This window comes from Actinomycetospora succinea, from assembly GCF_004363095.1.
Taxonomy (GTDB): domain Bacteria; phylum Actinomycetota; class Actinomycetes; order Mycobacteriales; family Pseudonocardiaceae; genus Actinomycetospora; species Actinomycetospora succinea.
The window spans coordinates 155,043-171,933 of record NZ_SNYO01000001.1 but is presented as its reverse complement, the minus strand read 5'-3'; the positions used below and the strand labels follow the sequence as shown (position 1 = coordinate 171,933).

The 16,891-nt window shown below is 76.3% G+C and carries 15 protein-coding genes and 1 tRNA gene; 8 read left to right on the top strand and 8 right to left on the bottom strand.

All coding sequences use genetic code 11. The annotated features are described in order from the left end of the window. The first annotated feature begins 31 nt into the window (after positions 1-31). Positions 32-2,884 (top strand): ATP-binding protein, encoded by a 2,853-nt coding sequence (locus EV188_RS00865; RefSeq protein ID WP_208113928.1) that lies wholly within the window; start codon positions 32-34, stop codon positions 2,882-2,884. Here the strand turns inward: EV188_RS00865 and EV188_RS00860 are convergent. Beyond that, the gene (locus tag EV188_RS00860) at positions 2,865-3,713 is read right to left on the bottom strand and encodes a class I SAM-dependent methyltransferase (protein ID WP_133824367.1); all 849 of its coding nucleotides are present in this window, start codon (positions 3,711-3,713) and stop codon (positions 2,865-2,867) included. The genes EV188_RS00865 and EV188_RS00860 overlap by 20 nt on opposite strands. 54 nt (positions 3,714-3,767) lie before the next feature. Between EV188_RS00860 and EV188_RS00855 the strand changes: the two genes are divergently transcribed. Then, the gene (locus EV188_RS00855) at positions 3,768-4,388 is read left to right on the top strand and encodes a PadR family transcriptional regulator (protein ID WP_133824366.1); all 621 of its coding nucleotides are present in this window, start codon (positions 3,768-3,770) and stop codon (positions 4,386-4,388) included. A gap of 26 nt (positions 4,389-4,414) precedes the next feature. On the opposite strand, the gene EV188_RS00850 is transcribed toward EV188_RS00855, so the two are convergent. The 4 genes from EV188_RS00850 to glp all read right to left on the bottom strand — a co-directional run bounded on the left by EV188_RS00850 (position 4,415) and on the right by glp (position 7,857). Then, positions 4,415-4,487: transfer RNA gene (locus tag EV188_RS00850), tRNA-Ala, on the bottom strand. 50 nt (positions 4,488-4,537) lie between these two features. Then, complete coding sequence (gene sepX, locus EV188_RS00845; protein WP_133824365.1) at positions 4,538-5,695, bottom strand: divisome protein SepX/GlpR; 1,158 nt, start codon at positions 5,693-5,695, stop codon at positions 4,538-4,540. 225 nt (positions 5,696-5,920) lie between these two features. Further along, entirely contained in the window at positions 5,921-6,592 is a 672-nt protein-coding gene (locus tag EV188_RS00840; protein WP_133824364.1) for a GNAT family N-acetyltransferase, read from the bottom strand. A gap of 11 nt (positions 6,593-6,603) precedes the next feature. Beyond that, on the bottom strand, positions 6,604-7,857 hold the full coding sequence (gene glp, locus EV188_RS00835; RefSeq protein ID WP_133824363.1) for a molybdotransferase-like divisome protein Glp: 1,254 nt from the start codon (positions 7,855-7,857) through the stop codon (positions 6,604-6,606). Between the two features lie 78 nt (positions 7,858-7,935). On the opposite strand from glp, the gene EV188_RS00830 reads away from it, so the two are divergent. The 3 genes from EV188_RS00830 (at position 7,936) to EV188_RS00820 (ending at position 10,528) form a co-directional block, all read left to right on the top strand. Beyond that, positions 7,936-9,291, top strand: a complete 1,356-nt coding sequence (locus tag EV188_RS00830; protein ID WP_133824362.1) for a UTP--glucose-1-phosphate uridylyltransferase — start codon at positions 7,936-7,938, stop codon at positions 9,289-9,291. Then, positions 9,288-9,881 (top strand): 5-formyltetrahydrofolate cyclo-ligase, encoded by a 594-nt coding sequence (locus EV188_RS00825; RefSeq protein WP_133824361.1) that lies wholly within the window; start codon positions 9,288-9,290, stop codon positions 9,879-9,881. The genes EV188_RS00830 and EV188_RS00825 overlap by 4 nt, the downstream gene beginning before the upstream one ends. Positions 9,882-10,171: 290 nt before the next feature. Then, positions 10,172-10,528, top strand: coding sequence for an FmdB family zinc ribbon protein (locus EV188_RS00820; protein ID WP_133824360.1), 357 nt, complete (start codon positions 10,172-10,174; stop codon positions 10,526-10,528). 253 nt (positions 10,529-10,781) lie between these two features. On the opposite strand, the gene EV188_RS00815 is transcribed toward EV188_RS00820, so the two are convergent. Then, positions 10,782-11,693: a DMT family transporter gene (locus EV188_RS00815; RefSeq protein WP_133824359.1), complete on the bottom strand. Its 912-nt coding sequence runs from the start codon at positions 11,691-11,693 to the stop codon at positions 10,782-10,784. Positions 11,694-11,891: 198 nt separating this feature from the next. Here EV188_RS00815 and EV188_RS00810 point away from each other — a divergent pair, with 198 nt between their 5' ends. Next, entirely contained in the window at positions 11,892-12,578 is a 687-nt protein-coding gene (locus tag EV188_RS00810) for an SAF domain-containing protein (protein ID WP_243741390.1), read from the top strand. A 274-nt stretch (positions 12,579-12,852) separates the two neighbouring features. Here EV188_RS00810 and EV188_RS00805 read toward each other — a convergent pair whose 3' ends face one another. Further along, positions 12,853-13,371 (bottom strand): MogA/MoaB family molybdenum cofactor biosynthesis protein, encoded by a 519-nt coding sequence (locus EV188_RS00805; protein ID WP_133824358.1) that lies wholly within the window; start codon positions 13,369-13,371, stop codon positions 12,853-12,855. 98 nt (positions 13,372-13,469) lie between these two features. On the opposite strand from EV188_RS00805, the gene EV188_RS00800 reads away from it, so the two are divergent. Then, positions 13,470-14,528 (top strand): NAD-dependent epimerase/dehydratase family protein, encoded by a 1,059-nt coding sequence (locus EV188_RS00800; protein WP_133824357.1) that lies wholly within the window; start codon positions 13,470-13,472, stop codon positions 14,526-14,528. Positions 14,529-14,588: 60 nt separating this feature from the next. Here EV188_RS00800 and EV188_RS00795 read toward each other — a convergent pair whose 3' ends face one another. After that, the gene (locus EV188_RS00795; RefSeq protein WP_243741389.1) at positions 14,589-15,968 is read right to left on the bottom strand and encodes a hypothetical protein; all 1,380 of its coding nucleotides are present in this window, start codon (positions 15,966-15,968) and stop codon (positions 14,589-14,591) included. 183 nt (positions 15,969-16,151) lie between these two features. Between EV188_RS00795 and EV188_RS00790 the strand changes: the two genes are divergently transcribed. Then, positions 16,152-16,856, top strand: a complete 705-nt coding sequence (locus tag EV188_RS00790) for a glycosyltransferase family 2 protein (protein WP_208113927.1) — start codon at positions 16,152-16,154, stop codon at positions 16,854-16,856. Positions 16,857-16,891: the final 35 nt, after the last annotated feature.

The following is a 16,891-nucleotide window of genomic DNA, read 5'->3' as shown; positions in this document are numbered from 1 at the left end:
CGGGGCAGGTCAGCGGCCTACGCTGCGAGACGTGCTCGCCGTCGCCCTGCTCGGACCCGTGGAGGTCCGCCGCGACGGCGAGCTGCTGGCGCTGCCCGCCGGGCGCACCACCGAGGTGCTGGTGCGCCTCGCCCTCGAGGCCGGGCGCACCGTGCGCGCGGAGAGGGTCCTCGCCGACCTGTGGCCCGGGGCCGCGTCACAGAACACCCTGCAGTCGAAGGTCTCCCAGCTGCGCCGCGCGCTCGGCGACGCCGACCTCGTCCCGTACGCCCACGGCGCCTACCGGCTCGCCGTCGACCCCGCCCGGATCGACGCCCTCGACGCCGAGGCGCGGGCCGAGCGCGTCGCCGCGGCCCGCCGGGCCGGCGACATCGACACCGTGCGCCGCGAGGCCGCCGCCGCGCTGGCCCTGTTCCGCGGCGAGGTCCTGCAGGACGCCGGCGACGGCGCCTGGCTCGACGCGCCCCGTCGTCGTTGGGAGGAGCTGCGCCTCGCCCTGCTCGAGGACCACCTGGCCGCGCGCGTGGCGCTCGGCGACGGGGACGTCGTCGGCGAGCTCGAGGACCTCGTCGCGCGGCACCCGCTGCGCGAGGGGCTGTGGTCGGCGCTGATCACCGCGCTCTACCGCGCCGGACGCCAGGCCGACGCCCTCGCGGCGTACGCGCGGGTCCGCACGCTGCTCGCCGACGAGCTCGGCCTCGACCCGGGGCCCGGGCTGCGGCGCCTCGAGGAAGGCATCCTGCGGCAGAGCCCGGCGCTGACGGGCGCGCAGCCCGGCAACCTGCCCGCCGTCCTCACCCGCCTCGTCGGGCGCGACGACGAGCTCGCCGCCCTGGACGCGCGGCTGCGGGAGCACCGGCTCGTGACGGTCACCGGGCCCGCGGGCGTCGGCAAGACGCGCACCGCCCTCGAGGTGGCCCGCGACCTCGAGGCGCCGGACGGGGTCTGGCTCGTGCGCCTCGACGGGGTCGCGACCCCGGAGTCGGTGCCGCGCGCCGTCGCGGAGGCCCTGCACGTCGCGGCCGGGGACCTCGCCGGGCGCTTCGCCGGGAGCGCCGCCGTGCTGCTGCTCGACAACGCCGAGCACGTCGTCGAGGCCGTCGCCGCGCTGGTCGAGACCCTGCTCGCGGCGGCTCCCCGGCTGCGGGTCCTCGTCACCAGCCAGGTGTCGCTCGGCGTCGACGGCGAGGTCGTCGTGCCGCTCGGGCCGCTGCCCGAGGACGCGGCGGTGGCCCTGTTCGCCGACCGCGCGGCACGCCTGTCGGTCACCGTCGACCCCGCGCAGCGGGACGCCGTCGCCGGCGTGTGCCGCCGCCTCGACGGGCTCCCGCTCGCCATCGAGCTGGCCGCCTCGCGGCTGACGACCCTGTCGGTGCCCGAGGTCGCGCGGCGTCTCGACGACCGGTTCCGCCTGCTCCGCGACCCGACCCGCCGCTCCCCCGCGCGCCGCCGCGAGCTGGCCGCGGCGATCGCCTGGAGCCACGACCTGCTGCCGCCCGGGGACCGGCGGGCGCTGTGGGCGCTCGCGGTGTTCGCGGAGGGCGCCCCCTTGGCGGCCGCCGAGCACGTCCTCACCGTGGTGGGCGTCCCCGAGGCGCTCGACGTCCTCACCCGGCTCGCCGACCGGTCGCTGATCGCGGTCGTCCCGGGCGACGAGGTCCGCTACCGGCTGCTCGACAGCATCCGCGCCTTCGCCCGCGAGCGCCTCGTCGAGGCCGGGCTCGAGGCGGTGGCGTGCGCGGCGCACGCGGCGTGGTTCGCGGGCGCCGCCGACCGGTGCGCCGCGATCGTGCGCGGGCCCGCCCAGCCGGAGTGCGTCGCGCTCGTCCGCACCGAGCGCGCGGACATCGACGCCGCGCTCGCGTGGACCGCCGCCCACGCCCCGCTGCTCGGGGTCCGGATCGCGCGCGGGTTCGGGTGGACGTGGGTGGTGCTCGGCGACGGGGTCGCCGGCGCCGGACGCCTGCGCGCCGCGCTCGCGGCGGCCCCGGACGTCGACCCGCACACCGCGGCCGAGGTGCTGCTGCTGACCGGGTGGCTCGAGGCGTCCGCCGGCGACGTGTCCCGCGCGGCCGCCGAGCTGGTCCGGGCGCTCGCGCTGGCCGACGCCGACCTGCGCACCGACGCCCACCGCCACCTCGCCTTCCTGCGCATCCAGCAGGGGCGCCCGCAGGACGTCCTCGTCGAGGCCCGGCTCGCCCTGGCCACCGACCGCCCGTGGCCGCGGGCCGCCGCGCTGCTGCTGGCCGCCTACGGATCGATCATGCTCGGCGACACGGCGACGGCGACGCGGTCGGCCACCGAGGCGCTGGAGCTGCTCGAGCCCCTCGGCGACCCGTGGGGCCTCGTGCACGCGCGCGGGATGCTCGGCACGATCGCGCAGGCGCAGGGCCGCCACGACGACGCGGTGGTGGCGCTCGAGGCCGCCGCCGCGGACGCGGAACGCCAGGGCTTCCTCGGGCAGGCGGCCCTGCACCTCACGCGCCTCGGCCGCGTCGAGCAGCAGCGCGGGCGCCACGACGCCGCGATCGCCGTGCTCGACCGGGCGTTGGGCGCCGCCCGCCGCAGCGGCGACCCGCGGGTGGCCGCGACGGCCCGGACCACGCTGGCCCGCGTCCTGCACGTCACCGGCGACGACCTCGTCGCGCTGGCCCTGCTCGAGCAGAACGACCGCTGGTACCGCGCGGCGGGCGGGGGTGACGGCGAGCTGCTCAGCCGCTGCCTGCTCGCCGCCCTGCGCCCGGAGCCGCCGGCCGCGCTCGCCGTGCTGCGCGCCGAGGCGCAGGAGGCCGGCGACGCCGAGGCCGAGCTCGTGGTCGCCGACGCCCTGACCCGGGCGGGCCGCACGACCGGCGCGCCCGGGGTCACCTCCGACGCGCCGTGACCAGCCACGCCGCCGACCCGAACGTCACGCCGTCCGGACCTTCGTGCGCCGCCATGGCGGCGCGCAGGGCCTCGACGCGGCGGTCGCGCTCGGCGGGCGGGAGGTCCGCCACCATCCACCCGAGCAGGCCGAGCACGAACGCGTGCGCGTCCTCGGCGTCGCGCCCGTAGACCTCCGGCTCGGCGAGCCCGTCGAGCGCGACGTCGGCGAACCCGGCCGCCGTCAGCAGGTCCCGGACGTGGTCGGGGTCGCTCAGCGAGAACGGCCCGGGCTGCCCCGGCGCGGACGGCGGCATCTCCCGCCCCGCGAGCGTCCGGGCGAACACCTGGATCCACTCGTTGCGGTCGGCGGGCTGCCAGGTCAGCAGCGTGAGCCGCCCGCCGGGGCGCACGGCGCGGGCGAGGTTCGCGAACGCGGCGTCGGGCCGGCCGAAGAACATCGCGCCGGTGCGGCTGATCACCCCGTCGAACTCGGCGGTGACGAAGGGGTGCACCTGGGCGTCGGCCCGGCCGAAGCGGGCGTTCGGGACGCCGAGGGCCTCGGTCGTGGACCGTGCGACGTCGATCATGCGCGCGGAGAGATCGACGCCGACCGCCTCCCCGTCCGGCGCCGCCCGCGCCGCCGCGCGGGTGGTCAGCCCGGTGCCGCACCCGACGTCGAGCACGCGGTCCCCGGGTCCGACGTCGCACGCCGCATGGAAGGCGGGTTGGTAGCGGGCCAGCGCGGTGTCGAAGCGGTCCGGGTGCGCCGCCCAGTAGTCGCCCTCGGTGCCGTCCCAGGCCTGCGCCTGGGCCCGGTTGGTCGGGTCGATGTCGGTGGTCGTGGTCATCGCGGTTCTCCGATACTCTCTTGGGGAGTATTAAGGTCGTCCCCAGGGGAGTACATGTCAAGCCCTCGTCTGACGAGCACGTCGTACGCCGTCCTCGGGCTGCTCGGGGTGCAGCCGTGGAGCACCTACGAGCTCACCCGGCAGATGGACCGCAGCCTCGGCCGGATGTGGCCGCGCGCGGCGAGCAAGCTCTTCGAGGAGCCGAAGAAGCTGGTGGCGCACGGGCTCGCGTCCGCCGAGACCGAGACGGTCGGCCGCCGCCCGCGGACCGTCTACGCGATCACCGACGAGGGCCGGGCCGCTCTCGCGCGCTGGCTGGCGGAGCCCGGCGACGGGCCGGTGCTGGAGTTCGAGGCGCTGGTGAAGCTCGGGTTCGCGGAGCACGGCACGCGGGAGGACGCGCGGCGCACCGTCGCCGCGGCCCGTGCCTGGGCCGCGGAGCGCAACGTCGTCAACCGGGAGGCGGCCCGGGACTACGCGGCCGACGAGGGGCCGTACCAGCACCGCGCGGCCCAGGGAATGATCGCCGGGGCGTTCTTCACCGACTTCTACGCGATGGTCGCCCGCTGGGCCGACTGGGCCGAGCAGCAGATCGAGGCGTGGCCCGAGGACCCGGGCGACGCCGTGGCCGACCGGCGGGAACTGGAGGAGATCGCCCGGCGGGCGGAGTGGTGAGCCCCGGCCGGGAGGAAGAGCAAGGGTGGAGCTGAGGGGAATCGAACCCCTGACCTACTCGATGCGAACGAGTCGCGCTACCAACTGCGCCACAGCCCCTGGTGCGACGCCGACTCTAGCAACGTCGCGGATCAGCGTCGGACAGCGGGTCAGGCCCCCGCCGCGCGGCGGTAGCCGTAGGTCCGCTCGCCGTCGAGATCGTGGAACGCGGGGTCGTCGTCGGTGTCGTCGACGAGCTCCATGTCGTCCGGGACCGGCGGCGGGGGCGTGCGCGGCGCGGCCCAGCGGGGGGCGTCGTCGAGCTCCTCGTCGTCCTCGTCGTCGAGCACGTCCTCGTCGACCTGGGTGTCGTACTCGCCGTCGATCCACTCGGTGTCGCGGTAGGACTCCATGCGCGCCTCGTGCGCCGCCTGGCGCTCCCGGCGGGCCTCGAGCGCCCGGCGCTCCCCGGACAGGCGGGCGGCGCGGCGCGCGCGCACCTCCTCCTCGATGCGCGTCTGCCGGCGCAGGAAGACCAGGTAGCCGATGAGCAGGACGTCCGCGACGGCGTGCAGCCACCACATCGTGCTCGAGACCACGAGGGCCGCGAGGGCGGACAGGATCGCGACCGCGATCACCCCGAGGGCGATGCGCTGCCGGAACGCGTAGCGCGCGTGCGCCGCGGCCGCCGCGGCGTCGGGGTCGAACCCGCCGCGACCGGGACGGTAGGTCCGCAGCTCGCGCGAGGGCTCGGTCTCCGGCTCGTCCGGGTGGTCGAGGTCGTCGAGCTCGTCGTCGTACCGGTCGTCGAGCTGGTCCTCGAGGCGCTCGTCGTCGTCGAGGTCCTCGTCGTACTCGTCGTACCCGAGGTCCTCGGGCTCCTCGTGCGCGGGACGGCGCAGGACCCGCTCGCGCCCGGCAGCGCGATCAGCAGAGCGACCGTCGCGGTCGATCTCGCGGGTGGGCTCGTCGGCCGGGCCGTCGTCGTCGTCGTCGTCGAGATCGTCGTCACGCTGGGCGTCGAGCTCGAGCTCGGCGTCGAGCGCCTCCTGAGTCTCGTCGGCGCGCTCGGCGAGGGCCGTGCCGCCCTTGCTCCGCGTGGGCGCGGACGCCGCTGCCGCACGCTCGCCGCCGGCGCGTCCGTCCGTCTGCGCAGTCGCCACGGGGACCTCCTCGATCAGGGGTGCTCCGGCCGTCCTCGGCAGCACCCGCGCACTCAGATCGGCGTCGGCGGGCCGCGGGACCATCTGGCGGCGGCGGGCCACGACGGGGACGAGCACCACCAGCCACGCCAGGACCAGGGCCGCGAAGACCACCGAGCTCGGCACCGCAGACCTCCCACCCCGACCGACTGCGACGCCCGGATCCGGTCCGTCGCAGGCGCCACGCTAGTCACACGAGTCCCGCGCGCCCCGCAGCCGAGACGGCGTGTCGTGTGCGAGCGGTGACGAGATCCCTCCAGTAGGGGAACCTCGACCCTGAGGGTTTGCGGCCGATACCACTCGACCGGATGGCGCGCCAGTCTCGACCTCTGGGCCATGTGGGTGTGTCTGTCACGCGCGCTCGGCCCGGCCGGCCCGCAGGAGCCGCGCGACCAGCCCGTCCGGCAGCACGTCCTCCTCGGTGACCGCGAGGACGACGTGGTCGCGCCAGTCGCCGTCGACCTCGAGGTACCGGCGCAGCAGGCCCTCCTCGCGGAAACCGAGCTTGGCGAGCACCCGCAGGCTGCGGACGTTCTCGGGGCGCACGGTCGCCTCGATGCGGTGCAGGCCGACCCGCGCGAAGCAGTGGTCGACGGCGAGCGCGACGGCCGCGGTCGCCGCTCCCCCGCCGGCGACGTGCGCGCCGACCCAGTAGCCGACGTAGGCCGACAGCAGGGGCTCGCGGACGACGTTGCCGATCACGACCTGCCCGGCGAACTCCCCGTCGACGAGCATCGTGAACGGCAGCGCCTGCCCCGAGCGGCCCATCGAGCGCAGCGCGGTCCAGCGCGCCGGCCACTCGGCGAGCGCGTTGCGCTCCGACCAGGGCCCCGGCAGCGTCGGCTCCCACGGCGCGAGGTGCGCCTCGTCGCGCAACCGCGTCCGCGACCACGCGGCGCCGTCGCGCAGGCGGACCGGCCGCAGCTCCACGACGCCGGCGGGGACCCGCAGCGCGCGCGTGCGGGCGGGCCAGCCGGGGTGGCGTCCGGTCGGTCGGGCGCCGCCCCACGGGGGTCGGGCCACTACGCGCCCACTCAGCTGCGCGGCGCGAGGAACGACACGCGCACCGGGGCGTCCATGCCGATCTCGGTCGTCTCCTCGTCGACGACGATCAGCGAGTTCGCCTCGGCGAGCGAGGAGAGCAGGTGGGAGCCCGAGCTGCCCAGCGGCTGGGCGAGGTACTCCCCGGTGGCGCGGTCGCGCAGCAGGCGCCCCCGCACGTAGCTGCGGCGCCCGGGCGGCGAGGCGATCGGCGAGAGCAGCGCGGCGGTGACCTCGCGGCGGTGCAGGTCCTGCTTGCCGAGCGTCAGGCGGATGAGCGGGCGGACGAGCACCTCGAACGCCACGAGGGCCGAGACGGGGTTCGCCGGCAGCAGGAACGTCGGGATCTCCTCGCCACCGAGGCGCCCGAAGCCCTGCACCGAGCCGGGGTGCATGGCGACCCGCGAGATGTCGACGGGCCCGAGCTGGGCGAGGGTGTCCTGCACGTCCTCCCCCAGCCGCCCGCCGACGCCGCCGGCGATCACGACGATCTCCGAGCGCGCCAGCGCCGACGCGACCGCCTCGCGCAGCGCCGCGGGCTCGGTGGCCGCGATGCCCAGGCGCGTGACCTCGGCGCCCGCGTCGGAGGCCGCCGCGGCCAGGGCGTAGGAGTTGACGTCGACGACCTGGCCGGTGCCGGGCGTGCGGTCGAGGTCGACCAGCTCGTCGCCGACGGCCAGCACCGACACGCGCGGGCGCGGGTGCACGAGGACCTTGGTGCGCCCGACCGCGGCGAGCAGGCCGACCTGCGCGGCGCCGACCGGGGCGCCGCGGCGCACGACGACGTCGCCGGGCGCGACGTCCTCGCCGACGCGCCGCACCCACGCCGCCGAGGGCACCGGGGTCTTGACGGTCAGGCGCGCGCGGTGGCCGGTGGCGCGGCTCGCGGGGTCGTCGGCGGCGTCGGTGTGGTCGTGGGGGGCGACCGCGTCGGCGAGCGTGGGCAGGGGCGCGCCGGTGGCCACGCGGACCGCCTGGCCGGGCTGCAGGCGGTGCGCCTGGCGGGAGCCGACGGCGACCTCGCCGACCACGGGCAGCTCGACCGGCTCGTCGGCGGCCGCGAGCACGTCGACGCTGCGCACGGCGAACCCGTCGACGGCGGCCTGGTCGAAGCCGGGCAGGGCCCGGTCGGCCACGACCTCCTCGGCGCAGAGGAGCCCCTGGGAGGCGGAGATGTCGACCCGGATGGGCGCCGGGCGGACGGCGGCGTCGAGCACGCGCCGCAGCTGGGCCTCGACCGTCCTCATGGGGCCCATCGTCCTACGCCGCGCGCGCCGGGGTGGGTTCCGACGCGCCCGACACCGCGCGTTCGGGACCATGGCGGCATGTCCTACGTCGACGACGCCCTGGCCGCCCTGACCGCGCGGGACGCGCACCCAGCCGAGGTCGAGGCCTTCCGCCGCCGCCTCGAGCAGCTCGCGAAGCCGGAGAGCGCGGTGATCGCCGGGGAGGAGCTCGCGCCGGTGGATGCGCTGCCGACGATGGACTCGCTGCCCGAGCCGTCCGCCGACGAGGCGCGCCGCGCCCTGGACGAGCTCGCGGTGATCAAGCTCAACGGCGGGCTCGGGACGAGCATGGGGCTCGACGGGCCGAAGTCGCTGCTCGAGATCAAGCCGGGCACGAGCTTCCTCGACGCCGTCGCCGTGCAGACCCTCGCGCTGCGCGAGCGCCACGGCGCGCGGCTGCCGCTGCTGCTCATGAACTCGGAGGGCACCCGCGAGCCGTCGCTGGCCGCGCTGCGCCGGCACGCCGGGCTCGAGGACGACGACCTGCCGCTGGACTTCCTGCAGGGCTCGGAGCCCAAGCTGCGCGCCGACGACTGGCGCCCGGTGTCGTGGCCCGCCGACCCGCGCCTGGAGTGGTGCCCGCCGGGCCACGGCGACCTGTACACGGCGCTCGCGGCGTCCGGCGCGCTGGAGCAGCTGCTCGCGGCCGGGGTGCGCCGGGTGTTCGTGTCGAACTCCGACAACCTCGGCGCGATCCCCGACGTCCGGATCGCGGCGTGGATGGCCGCCGAGCGGATCCCGTTCGCGCTCGAGGTAGCCCGGCGCACCGCGATGGACCGCAAGGGCGGGCACCTGGCCTCCCTGGGTGGCTCGCTGGTGCTGCGCGAGACCGCCCAGGTCCCCGAGGGCGACGACTCGTTCACCGACATCGACCGGTTCTCGTACTTCAACACCAACAACCTGTGGTTCGACCTCGAGCACCTGCGCGCGCTGCAGGAGTCCGACCCGGCGGCGCCGTACCTGCCGCTGATCGTCAACAGGAAGACCGTCGACCCCACCGACACGTCCTCCACGGCGGTGCTGCAGCTCGAGACCGCGATGGGCGCGGCGATCGGGTCGGTCGAGGGGGCGCGGGCCCTCGAGGTGCCGCGGACCCGGTTCGCGCCGGTCAAGACCACCGACGACCTGCTCGTCGCCCGCTCCGACCTCTACGACCTCACCGACGACGGGCGCATGGAGCCCACCGGCGCCGCCCCCGTGGTCAAGCTCGATCAGGGGTTCAAGATGCTCGGCGACTTCGAGCGCCGCTTCGCCGGCGGCGCGCCGTCGCTCGCCGGCGCGACGTCGCTGACGGTCTCCGGCGACGTGACGTTCGGCGCGGGCGTGGTCGTCGAGGGCGACGTGACGGTCGAGGGGCCGCGCCACGTCGAGGACGGGGAGACGCTGCGGGGATGACCGCCTCGAAGGCCGAGCTGCGCCGGTCGCTGCTGGCCGCGCGGCGCGCGCGGTCCCCCGAGGCGCGCCGCGCCGACGCGGCCGCCCTGGCGGCGGGGCTGCCGGCGCTGCTCGACGGCGTCCCCGACCCCGTGTGCCTGTTCGTCGCCGTCGGCGGCGAGCCCGGCGCGACCCCGGAGGGCGCGCTGCCCGTGCTCGACGCCGCCCGCGCGATGGGTCGTGAGGTGCTGCTGCCCGTGACGGTCGGGGCGGCGCCGTTGGAGTGGGCTCCGTACAGCGGTCCCGACTCCCTCGGGCCCGGCCCGCACGGGCTGCTCGAGCCCACCGGGGCGCGCCGGGGCCCCGGGGTGCTCGCGGACGCCGGCCTCGTCGTCGTCCCGGCGCTCGCCGTCGACCACCGCGGCGTGCGCCTGGGCCGAGGCGGCGGGCACTACGACCGCTCGCTCCCCCTCGCCGGCCCGGCCACCCGTCTCGTGGCGCTCGTCGACGACGACGGCCTCGTCGCCGACGACCTCCCCGCCGAGCCCCACGACGTCGGAGTCCACGCCGTCTGGCGCCCGTCGTCCGGCGTCACGTGGCTGCCGGGGTGACGCGCACGCCGGGGTGTGCGAGCGATGCGGCATCGCTGGCGTCCGACACCAGGATCGCCACATGCTCGCCGGCGCGACACGCCGTCGCAGCGAGGTGCGGGGTGTTCCAGCGTGGCGGCCACGCTGACGTTGAACGTCAGGAAAGCCCCCATCTCGGCACGCGACGGGTGTCTCGGATCGGAACAGCGGTGACGCTGTCGGCGTTGGCACTCTCATAGCGCGAGTGCCATCTACACTCTGCGCGGACATCAACGTCCCCGGCGCGGGGGCGGACGACCTCAGGAGTGCACGTGCCGACCTATCCCTACGCCTGCACCGCCTGCGACCACCGCTTCGAGCAGGTCCAGGCGTTCTCCGACCCGTCGCTGACCGAGTGCCCGGTGTGCGGCGGGCGGCTGCGCAAGGTGTTCTCGTCGGTGGGGATCGTGTTCAAGGGCAGCGGCTTCTACCGCAACGACGCCCGCACCAGCTCCGGGTCCTCGGAGAAGGTGTCGTCGTCGGCGGAGTCGTCGTCGAGCTCGGCCGAGTCGAAGAGCTCCGAGACGAAGAGCAGCGGCAGCGAGTCGAAGAGCACCTCGGACTCGAGCTCGTCCAGCTCCTCGACCTCGTCGAGCACCGCGTCGACGTCGTCGGCGAAGTCGGCCTAGGAAGCAGTCCGGCCGGGCCCCCGACGACGACGTCGTGCGGGTGACCCGGCCGGGAGTAGCGGCGAGGGGTGGTCCGGGACGCCGACCCCGAGTCGGCGTCCCGGACCTACCTGACGCCCACCCGCTCCCCAGCGGTCGGCGTCGAGGGCCTCACGCCAGGTAAGACGCTCCGCGAGACGAAAAGGTTGCCGATTCCGCCACACATCACCCTTTCAGGTGACACGAGTGAGGTTTGGGTCTCCGGCAACCTGGGTCACAACGGCCGCCGGCGCTCCCCCTGGCTGTGCTTCGACGCGGCGGAGCCGTCCCTCGGACCGCCCTCCTGGGCCGCCAGCAGCGGCGACCGGGACAGCAGGAACACCCCGATCACCATCAGCACGGCGCCGATCAGTCCACCCAGGAGCGCGAAGCCGCCGTTGACCTCCTCGCCCAGCAGCCAGATGCCCCACGTCGACGCGAGCAGCGGGTTGCCGAGGATCAGCCCCGGCTGCGAGGCCAGCAGGCGCCCGGCGCGCAGGGAGTGCTGGAGCACCAGGAACGCCGCCGGCGCGACGGGGAGCAGCAGGTAGCTCTGCCAGGTCGTCAGGACGCCGACGAAGCCGTCGTGCTGGAGCGCCTCGAGCATCGCCTTGACGATCACGGCGACGAACCCGGACCCGATGCCCGCCGCGATCCCGTAGAACGCGGCCCGGGCGACCGTCCGTGAGCGCTTGGCGATCGAGCTGGTGAGGGCGAGCAGGCCGAGCGTCACGATCGTGCCGAGGACCCAGACGAGCGTGCCCGCGCCGAGCGCGTCCCCGCCGCTGGGCTGCAGCGTGACGAGCAGGACGACGAGGCCGACCGACATGATCGCGACGGCGATCCACTCGCGCCGCCGCAGCGCGCCGCCGAGCACCCACCAGCCGAGCAGCAGCGTGAACGGCAGCTCCATGACGAGCACCGGCTGCACGAGCGCGATCGACCCGAGGCTCAGGGCCGTGGCCTGCAGCGCGATCGCCACCGCGAAGATCGACGTGCCGATCAGCCAGGCCGGCCGCTGGACCATGTCGCGCAGGGTCCCGGCGCTGATCCCCCGGGCACGGGCGCTGTCCTGCGCGGCCTTGCGCTGCAGGACCAGGGCCGTCGCGTTCGCCATGGTGGCGAGCAGCACGAGCACCACGGCCATGCCTGCGCCCGCCCTCTTTCGATCGTCCGGCGACCTCTCGGCCGCAAACTACCGTCCGCCCCGGCCGGGTCGCCGTGTCGGGCCGGTGTGACGCCCGGATCGCGCTGCGCCGAACGCCGTCCCCATCCCCCGGATGCGTCCACGGCCATCCGAGCGACCTGCGGGCCCCGGACGCGGCCCCGCCCTAGCGTCGACGGCGTGCGAGAACGGGACGGACCCTCCGGCGGCCGGCGACGGCGGCGCTCCTGGCGCCTGCCACCGGCCGGGTGGCGACGGGTGGTGGCGCTGCGCCGGGCCGCGGCGGGGCTGCTGGTGGTGCTGGCGGTCGCGTTCCTCGCCGCGCCCGGTGTCGCGCCGGCCGGGACGCCGGTGCTGGTCGCCGCGCGCGACCTCGCGCCGGGCGTGGCGCTCGGGCCGGCCGACGTGGCGGTGCGGAGCCTGCCGCCCGACCTGGTCCCCGCGGGCGCGCTGGGCGAGCCGGCGGTGGTCGCCGGGCGCCAGGTGGTGGGCGGGGTGCGCGCCGGCGAAGCGCTCACCGACGTGCGGCTGCTCGGGCCCGTCGCGGCGGTCGCCGCCGCGGGTGTCCCGGACGCCGCGGGGGTGCCGGTGCGCCTGGCCGACGCGGGCGTCGCCGCGCTGCTGACGCCGGGCACGCGGGTCGACCTGGTGGCGGCGGGCGTCACCCCGGGCGCGTCGCCGACCGACGCGGAGGCGGACGTCGCACCGGCCGTGCTCGCCCCGGGCGCGGTGGTGCTGGCGGTGCTGCCGCCGGCGCAGCGCACGGCGGGCGCGGCGCCGGTCGTGGTGGTCGCGCTGCCCGCCGCGCTCGCGGCGCGGGTCGCGACGGTCTCCTTGCGGGAGGAGGTGACGGTCACGCTGCGCTGACGCGCCTGCTCGGGCGCTCAGGGACGGTCGTGGTGCGGCGGACGCTCGTCGTCGTAGCGGCGCCGGTCGGCCTCGTCGCGGTCCGGGCCGCGCTCGGCGCCGTGCCCGGGGTCGCGCTCGTCGGACGACGCCGCCGAGTCGTCACCGAAGATCGCCGCCCGCAGCGCCGCCCGGCGCCGGGCCTCGGCGCGCGGGTCGGGCTGCGGTTCCTGCTGGGGGTCGTGCTCGGGTTGCTGCTGGGGGTCGTGCTCGGGATCGTCCCGGGTGCCGGAGCTCAGTGCTCCTCCATCCCGGACAGCTCGGCGATCACGTGGGAGATCATCGGGGTCAGGGTGGCCATCCCGTCACGGACGGCGGCGCGCGAGGACGCGAGGTTCACGACGAGGGTGCTGCCCGAGACGCCGACCAGGCCGCGCGAGAGCCCGGCGTCGACGGCGCCGGCGGCGAGCCCCGAGGCCCGGATCGCCTCGGCGATGCCGGGGATCGGGCGGTCGAGGACGCCCGCGGTGGCGTCCGCGGTCACGGCGCGGGGCGACACCCCGGTGCCCCCGACGGTGACGACGAGGTCGACCCCGCCGATCACCGCGGTGTTCAGGGCGTTGCGGATGGCCACCGACTCGCCCGGCACCACGATCGTGCCGTCGACCACCAGGTTCGCCTCACCGAGGAGCTCGGTGACCAGCGGCCCGATCGAGTCCGCGCTCTCGCCCCGGCTGACGCGGTCGTCGACCACGACGACGAGGGCGCGTCCGAGCATCTCCTCCGTGCCGCCGTGCAGCGGCGAGTTCTCCATGGTCGCCAAGGTAGTCGTGACCCCGCGAGCGGCACGAAGCGGACGCGCGGCGACGGGCGCGTCACGCCGCGTACCCCCGGGCGGGCTAGCGTGCCCCGGTGCGCGTTCTCCTCACGGGTGGGGCCGGCTTCATCGGCTCGCACATCGCCGACCTCCTCGCCGACCGCGGCCACACGCCCGTGCTGCTCGACGCCCTGCTGCCCCAGGCGCACGCCGCCGGGAAGGCGCCGGAGTGGCTCGACCGCTACGAGCTCGTGCACGGCGACGTCCGCGACGCCGACACCCTCGACCGCCTGCTGCCGCAGGTCGACGCCGTGTGCCACCAGGCGGCGATGGTCGGGCACGGCGTCGACCCCAACGACGCGCCCGCGTTCGCCGAGAACAACGACGTCGCCACCGCGGTGCTGCTCGCCGCGATGTACCGGTCCGGGCACCGCGAGCTGGTGATGGCGAGCTCGATGGTCGTCTACGGCGAGGGCCGCTACTCGTGCCCCGAGCACGGGGTCGTGCCGCCGCCCGCGCGCACGCAGGCCGACGTCGACGCCGGGCGCTACGACCTGCCCTGCCCCCAGTGCGGCCGCGACCTCGCCGGCGAGCTCATCCCCGAGGACGCCGCGCTCGAGCCCCGCAGCACCTACGCCGCGACGAAGCTCGCGCAGGAGCACCTCGCGGTGGCCTGGGCGCGCGCGACCGGCGGGCGGGTCTGGGCGATGCGCTACCACAACGTCTACGGCCCGCGGATGCCGCAGAACACGCCGTACGCGGGCGTCGCGTCGATCTTCCGGTCCTCGCTGGAGCGCGGGGAGGCCCCGCGCGTCATGGAGGACGGGCGCCAGCGCCGCGACTTCGTGCACGTCAGCGACGTCGCCGCCGCCAACGTCGCGGCCCTCGAGACACCGGCCGCCGAGGGCCGCTGCGTGCCGCTCAACGTGTGCTCGGGCGAGGTCCGCACGATCGCCGACCTCGCCACCACGCTCGCCGACGCCATGGACGGCCCCGCGCCCGAGGTCGTCGGCGGCGCCCGGCCCGGCGACGTCCGGCACGTCACCGCCGACCCCGCCCGCGCCGCGGACCTGCTCGGCTTCCGCGCCCGCACGACCTTCGCCGACGGCATCGCCGCCTTCGCCACCGATCCCCTGCGCGACGCCGTCGGCTGATCACCGGGGACTTCCGGCGCGTAGAAGCAGCGAACACCACGTTCGCTACGGCAACGCGAGCTACCAGACCGTCGCCAACAGGTGGTTGATCGCCAGCGCCAGCACGGCCTGGGCGAGCAGCCACCAGCGCGCCGAGGCCCGCGGCAGCAGCGCCGCCAGGGGCACGATCCACACCGCGAACGGCAGCCAGATCCGCTCGACCTCGGACTTCGAGAGCCCCGAGAGGTCGGCGACGAGCACGGCGGTCAGCCCCGCCGCCGCGAGCGCCACGAGGACGAGCGGGGCCGCACGCGGACGCCAGGCGGCGCGGCGCAGGCCCGCGATCACCGCCGGGCCGAGCACGAGCACGAGCGCGGCGAGGTTGCCCCACACCCAGTACTCGTAGGGACGCAGGAGGCCGTACTCGCCCGGCTGGTAGTAGCGGACCTTGACCTGCTCGTACCCCTCGTACCACCAGAACCCGGCGACGGTGAACGCGGCGACGACGGCCGCGGCGCCGAGCCCGCCGGTGAGCAGCGGCGCGACGCGCCTGCTCAGCAGCGCCACGGCGATCGGCAGCAGCCCGGCGAGCACGAGCCCGTACGAGAAGTACAGCGACAGCCCGAGCACCGCCCCGCCGGCCACGCAGACGACGTGCCCGAGCACCCCGCGCCGGACCGCGCCGAGCGCGAGCAGGGCCACGCCCCACGCCAGGATCGCGGCGAACATGCCGTCCGCGGACACGCCGACCCAGACCGCGCCCGGGAAGAGCACGCCGAACGGCAGGTAGGCGCGGGCGAGGTCGCGGTCGCCCAGCGCGGCGACGGTCAGCCCGACCGCGACGACGGCCGACGCCCCGAGCGCGGCGGTCACGGCGCCGGCGTACTCGCCGCCCGGGAACCCGGCGCGGTCGAGCAGGACGTAGAAGATCGTCGCGGCGGGCGGGTGCCCCGAGGCGTGGGTGACGAGGGTGTCGGGGGTCAGGCCGGCGATGCGGTCGGCGAAGGTCGCCAGGAAGACCGACAGGTCCCCCGTGCGCGGAATCTCCGCGAGGTACTCGGTCGGCGTGGCCAGCCGCTCGGCGACACCGACGATCCACCCGTCGATCGTCGCGAGGGCGAACGTCCACGCCAGCGCGGCGGCGTAGGCCACCGCCAGCAGCGGACCCCAGCGCAGGCGCCGGGCCACGGCGGGACCACCGAGAGCGACGAGCAGGGCCACGAGGACCGCCGGGATCGTGCCCGGGCCGACGTGCGGGACCCACGCCGCCAGGAGCGGCGGCCACCCCACGAGCACCGGGACACCGGCGTCGATCAGCTGCCATCCGACCACGGACGACGCCGTGACCAGCAGCGCAGCCACCAGGACGGCCAGCAGGTCGCCGCGCAGGCGCAGCGGGGGGCGGGTCTCCGACGGCGGTTCGCCGGCGGACCCGGAACGGTCCCGCACCACGGTGGTCATCGCCGCCGGACAGTACGGAGACGCGGTGATCTCGGGGTGAGGAGGTCCGTGAAGCCGCCGTGAGTCGCCCGGACGGGGCAGATCAGACACGCCTCGACGGCCCACGAGACACCCGACACGGGCACCACCCCCACGCGGCGAGCACACCCCCGACCTCATAGCGTGACCGAGGTGGAAGGCCGCGTGGACGTCGTGCTCCCGTGTCTCGACGAGGCCGAGGCGCTGCCCGGGGTGCTCGCGGCGCTGCCGGACGGCTTCGACGCCGTGGTGTGCGACAACGGCTCCACCGACGGCACCCCCGGGATCGCCGCCGAGCTCGGCGCGCTCGTCGTGCACGAGGCGAGGCCCGGCTACGGCGCGGCGGTGCACGCCGGGCTCGAGGCGACGCGCACCGACGTCGTCGCGGTGATCGACGCGGACGGCTCGCTCGACCCGGCCGAGCTGCCGGCGATGGTGCGCCTGCTGCTCGACACCGGCGCCGACCTCGTCGTCGGCCGACGGGTCCCCGCCGCCCGCGGGGTCTGGCCGTGGCACGCGCGGGTCAGCAACCTCGTGCTCTCCGGGCTGATGCGCACCCGCGGGGTGGCGGTGCGCGACATCGCCCCGATCCGGGTGGCACGCCGCCGGGCGCTGCTCGACCTCGGGATCACCGACCGCGCCTTCGGCTACCCCCTCGAGCTGCTCATCCGCGCCGGCGCCGCCGGGTGGCGCGTCCGCGAGGTCGACGTCGCCTACCGCCCGCGGGCCGGCGGCCGGTCGAAGGTCTCCGGCTCGGTCAAGGGGACGGTGCGCGCCGTCCGCGACATGTCGAAGGCCATCGCGAGGACGCGACCGGCCCCCCGTTCCGCACCGTCCACCGCACTCGACGACCGCGGCACCACCCGATGACGAAAGGGGTCGAACCGATCACGAGGCCCCGAACG

Coding starts and splice junctions, on each gene's coding strand:
- glp (WP_133824363.1), bottom strand. CDS start 7,857: ATGAGGACGGTCGAGGCCCAGCTGCGGCGCGTGCTCGACGCCGCCGTC.
- EV188_RS00830 (WP_133824362.1), top strand. CDS start 7,936: ATGTCCTACGTCGACGACGCCCTGGCCGCCCTGACCGCGCGGGACGCG.
- EV188_RS00860 (WP_133824367.1), bottom strand. CDS start 3,713: ATGACCACGACCACCGACATCGACCCGACCAACCGGGCCCAGGCGCAG.
- EV188_RS00795 (WP_243741389.1), bottom strand. CDS start 15,968: ATGACCACCGTGGTGCGGGACCGTTCCGGGTCCGCCGGCGAACCGCCG.
- EV188_RS00815 (WP_133824359.1), bottom strand. CDS start 11,693: ATGGCCGTGGTGCTCGTGCTGCTCGCCACCATGGCGAACGCGACGGCC.
- EV188_RS00805 (WP_133824358.1), bottom strand. CDS start 13,371: ATGGAGAACTCGCCGCTGCACGGCGGCACGGAGGAGATGCTCGGACGC.
- EV188_RS00825 (WP_133824361.1), top strand. CDS start 9,288: ATGACCGCCTCGAAGGCCGAGCTGCGCCGGTCGCTGCTGGCCGCGCGG.
- EV188_RS00855 (WP_133824366.1), top strand. CDS start 3,768: ATGTCAAGCCCTCGTCTGACGAGCACGTCGTACGCCGTCCTCGGGCTG.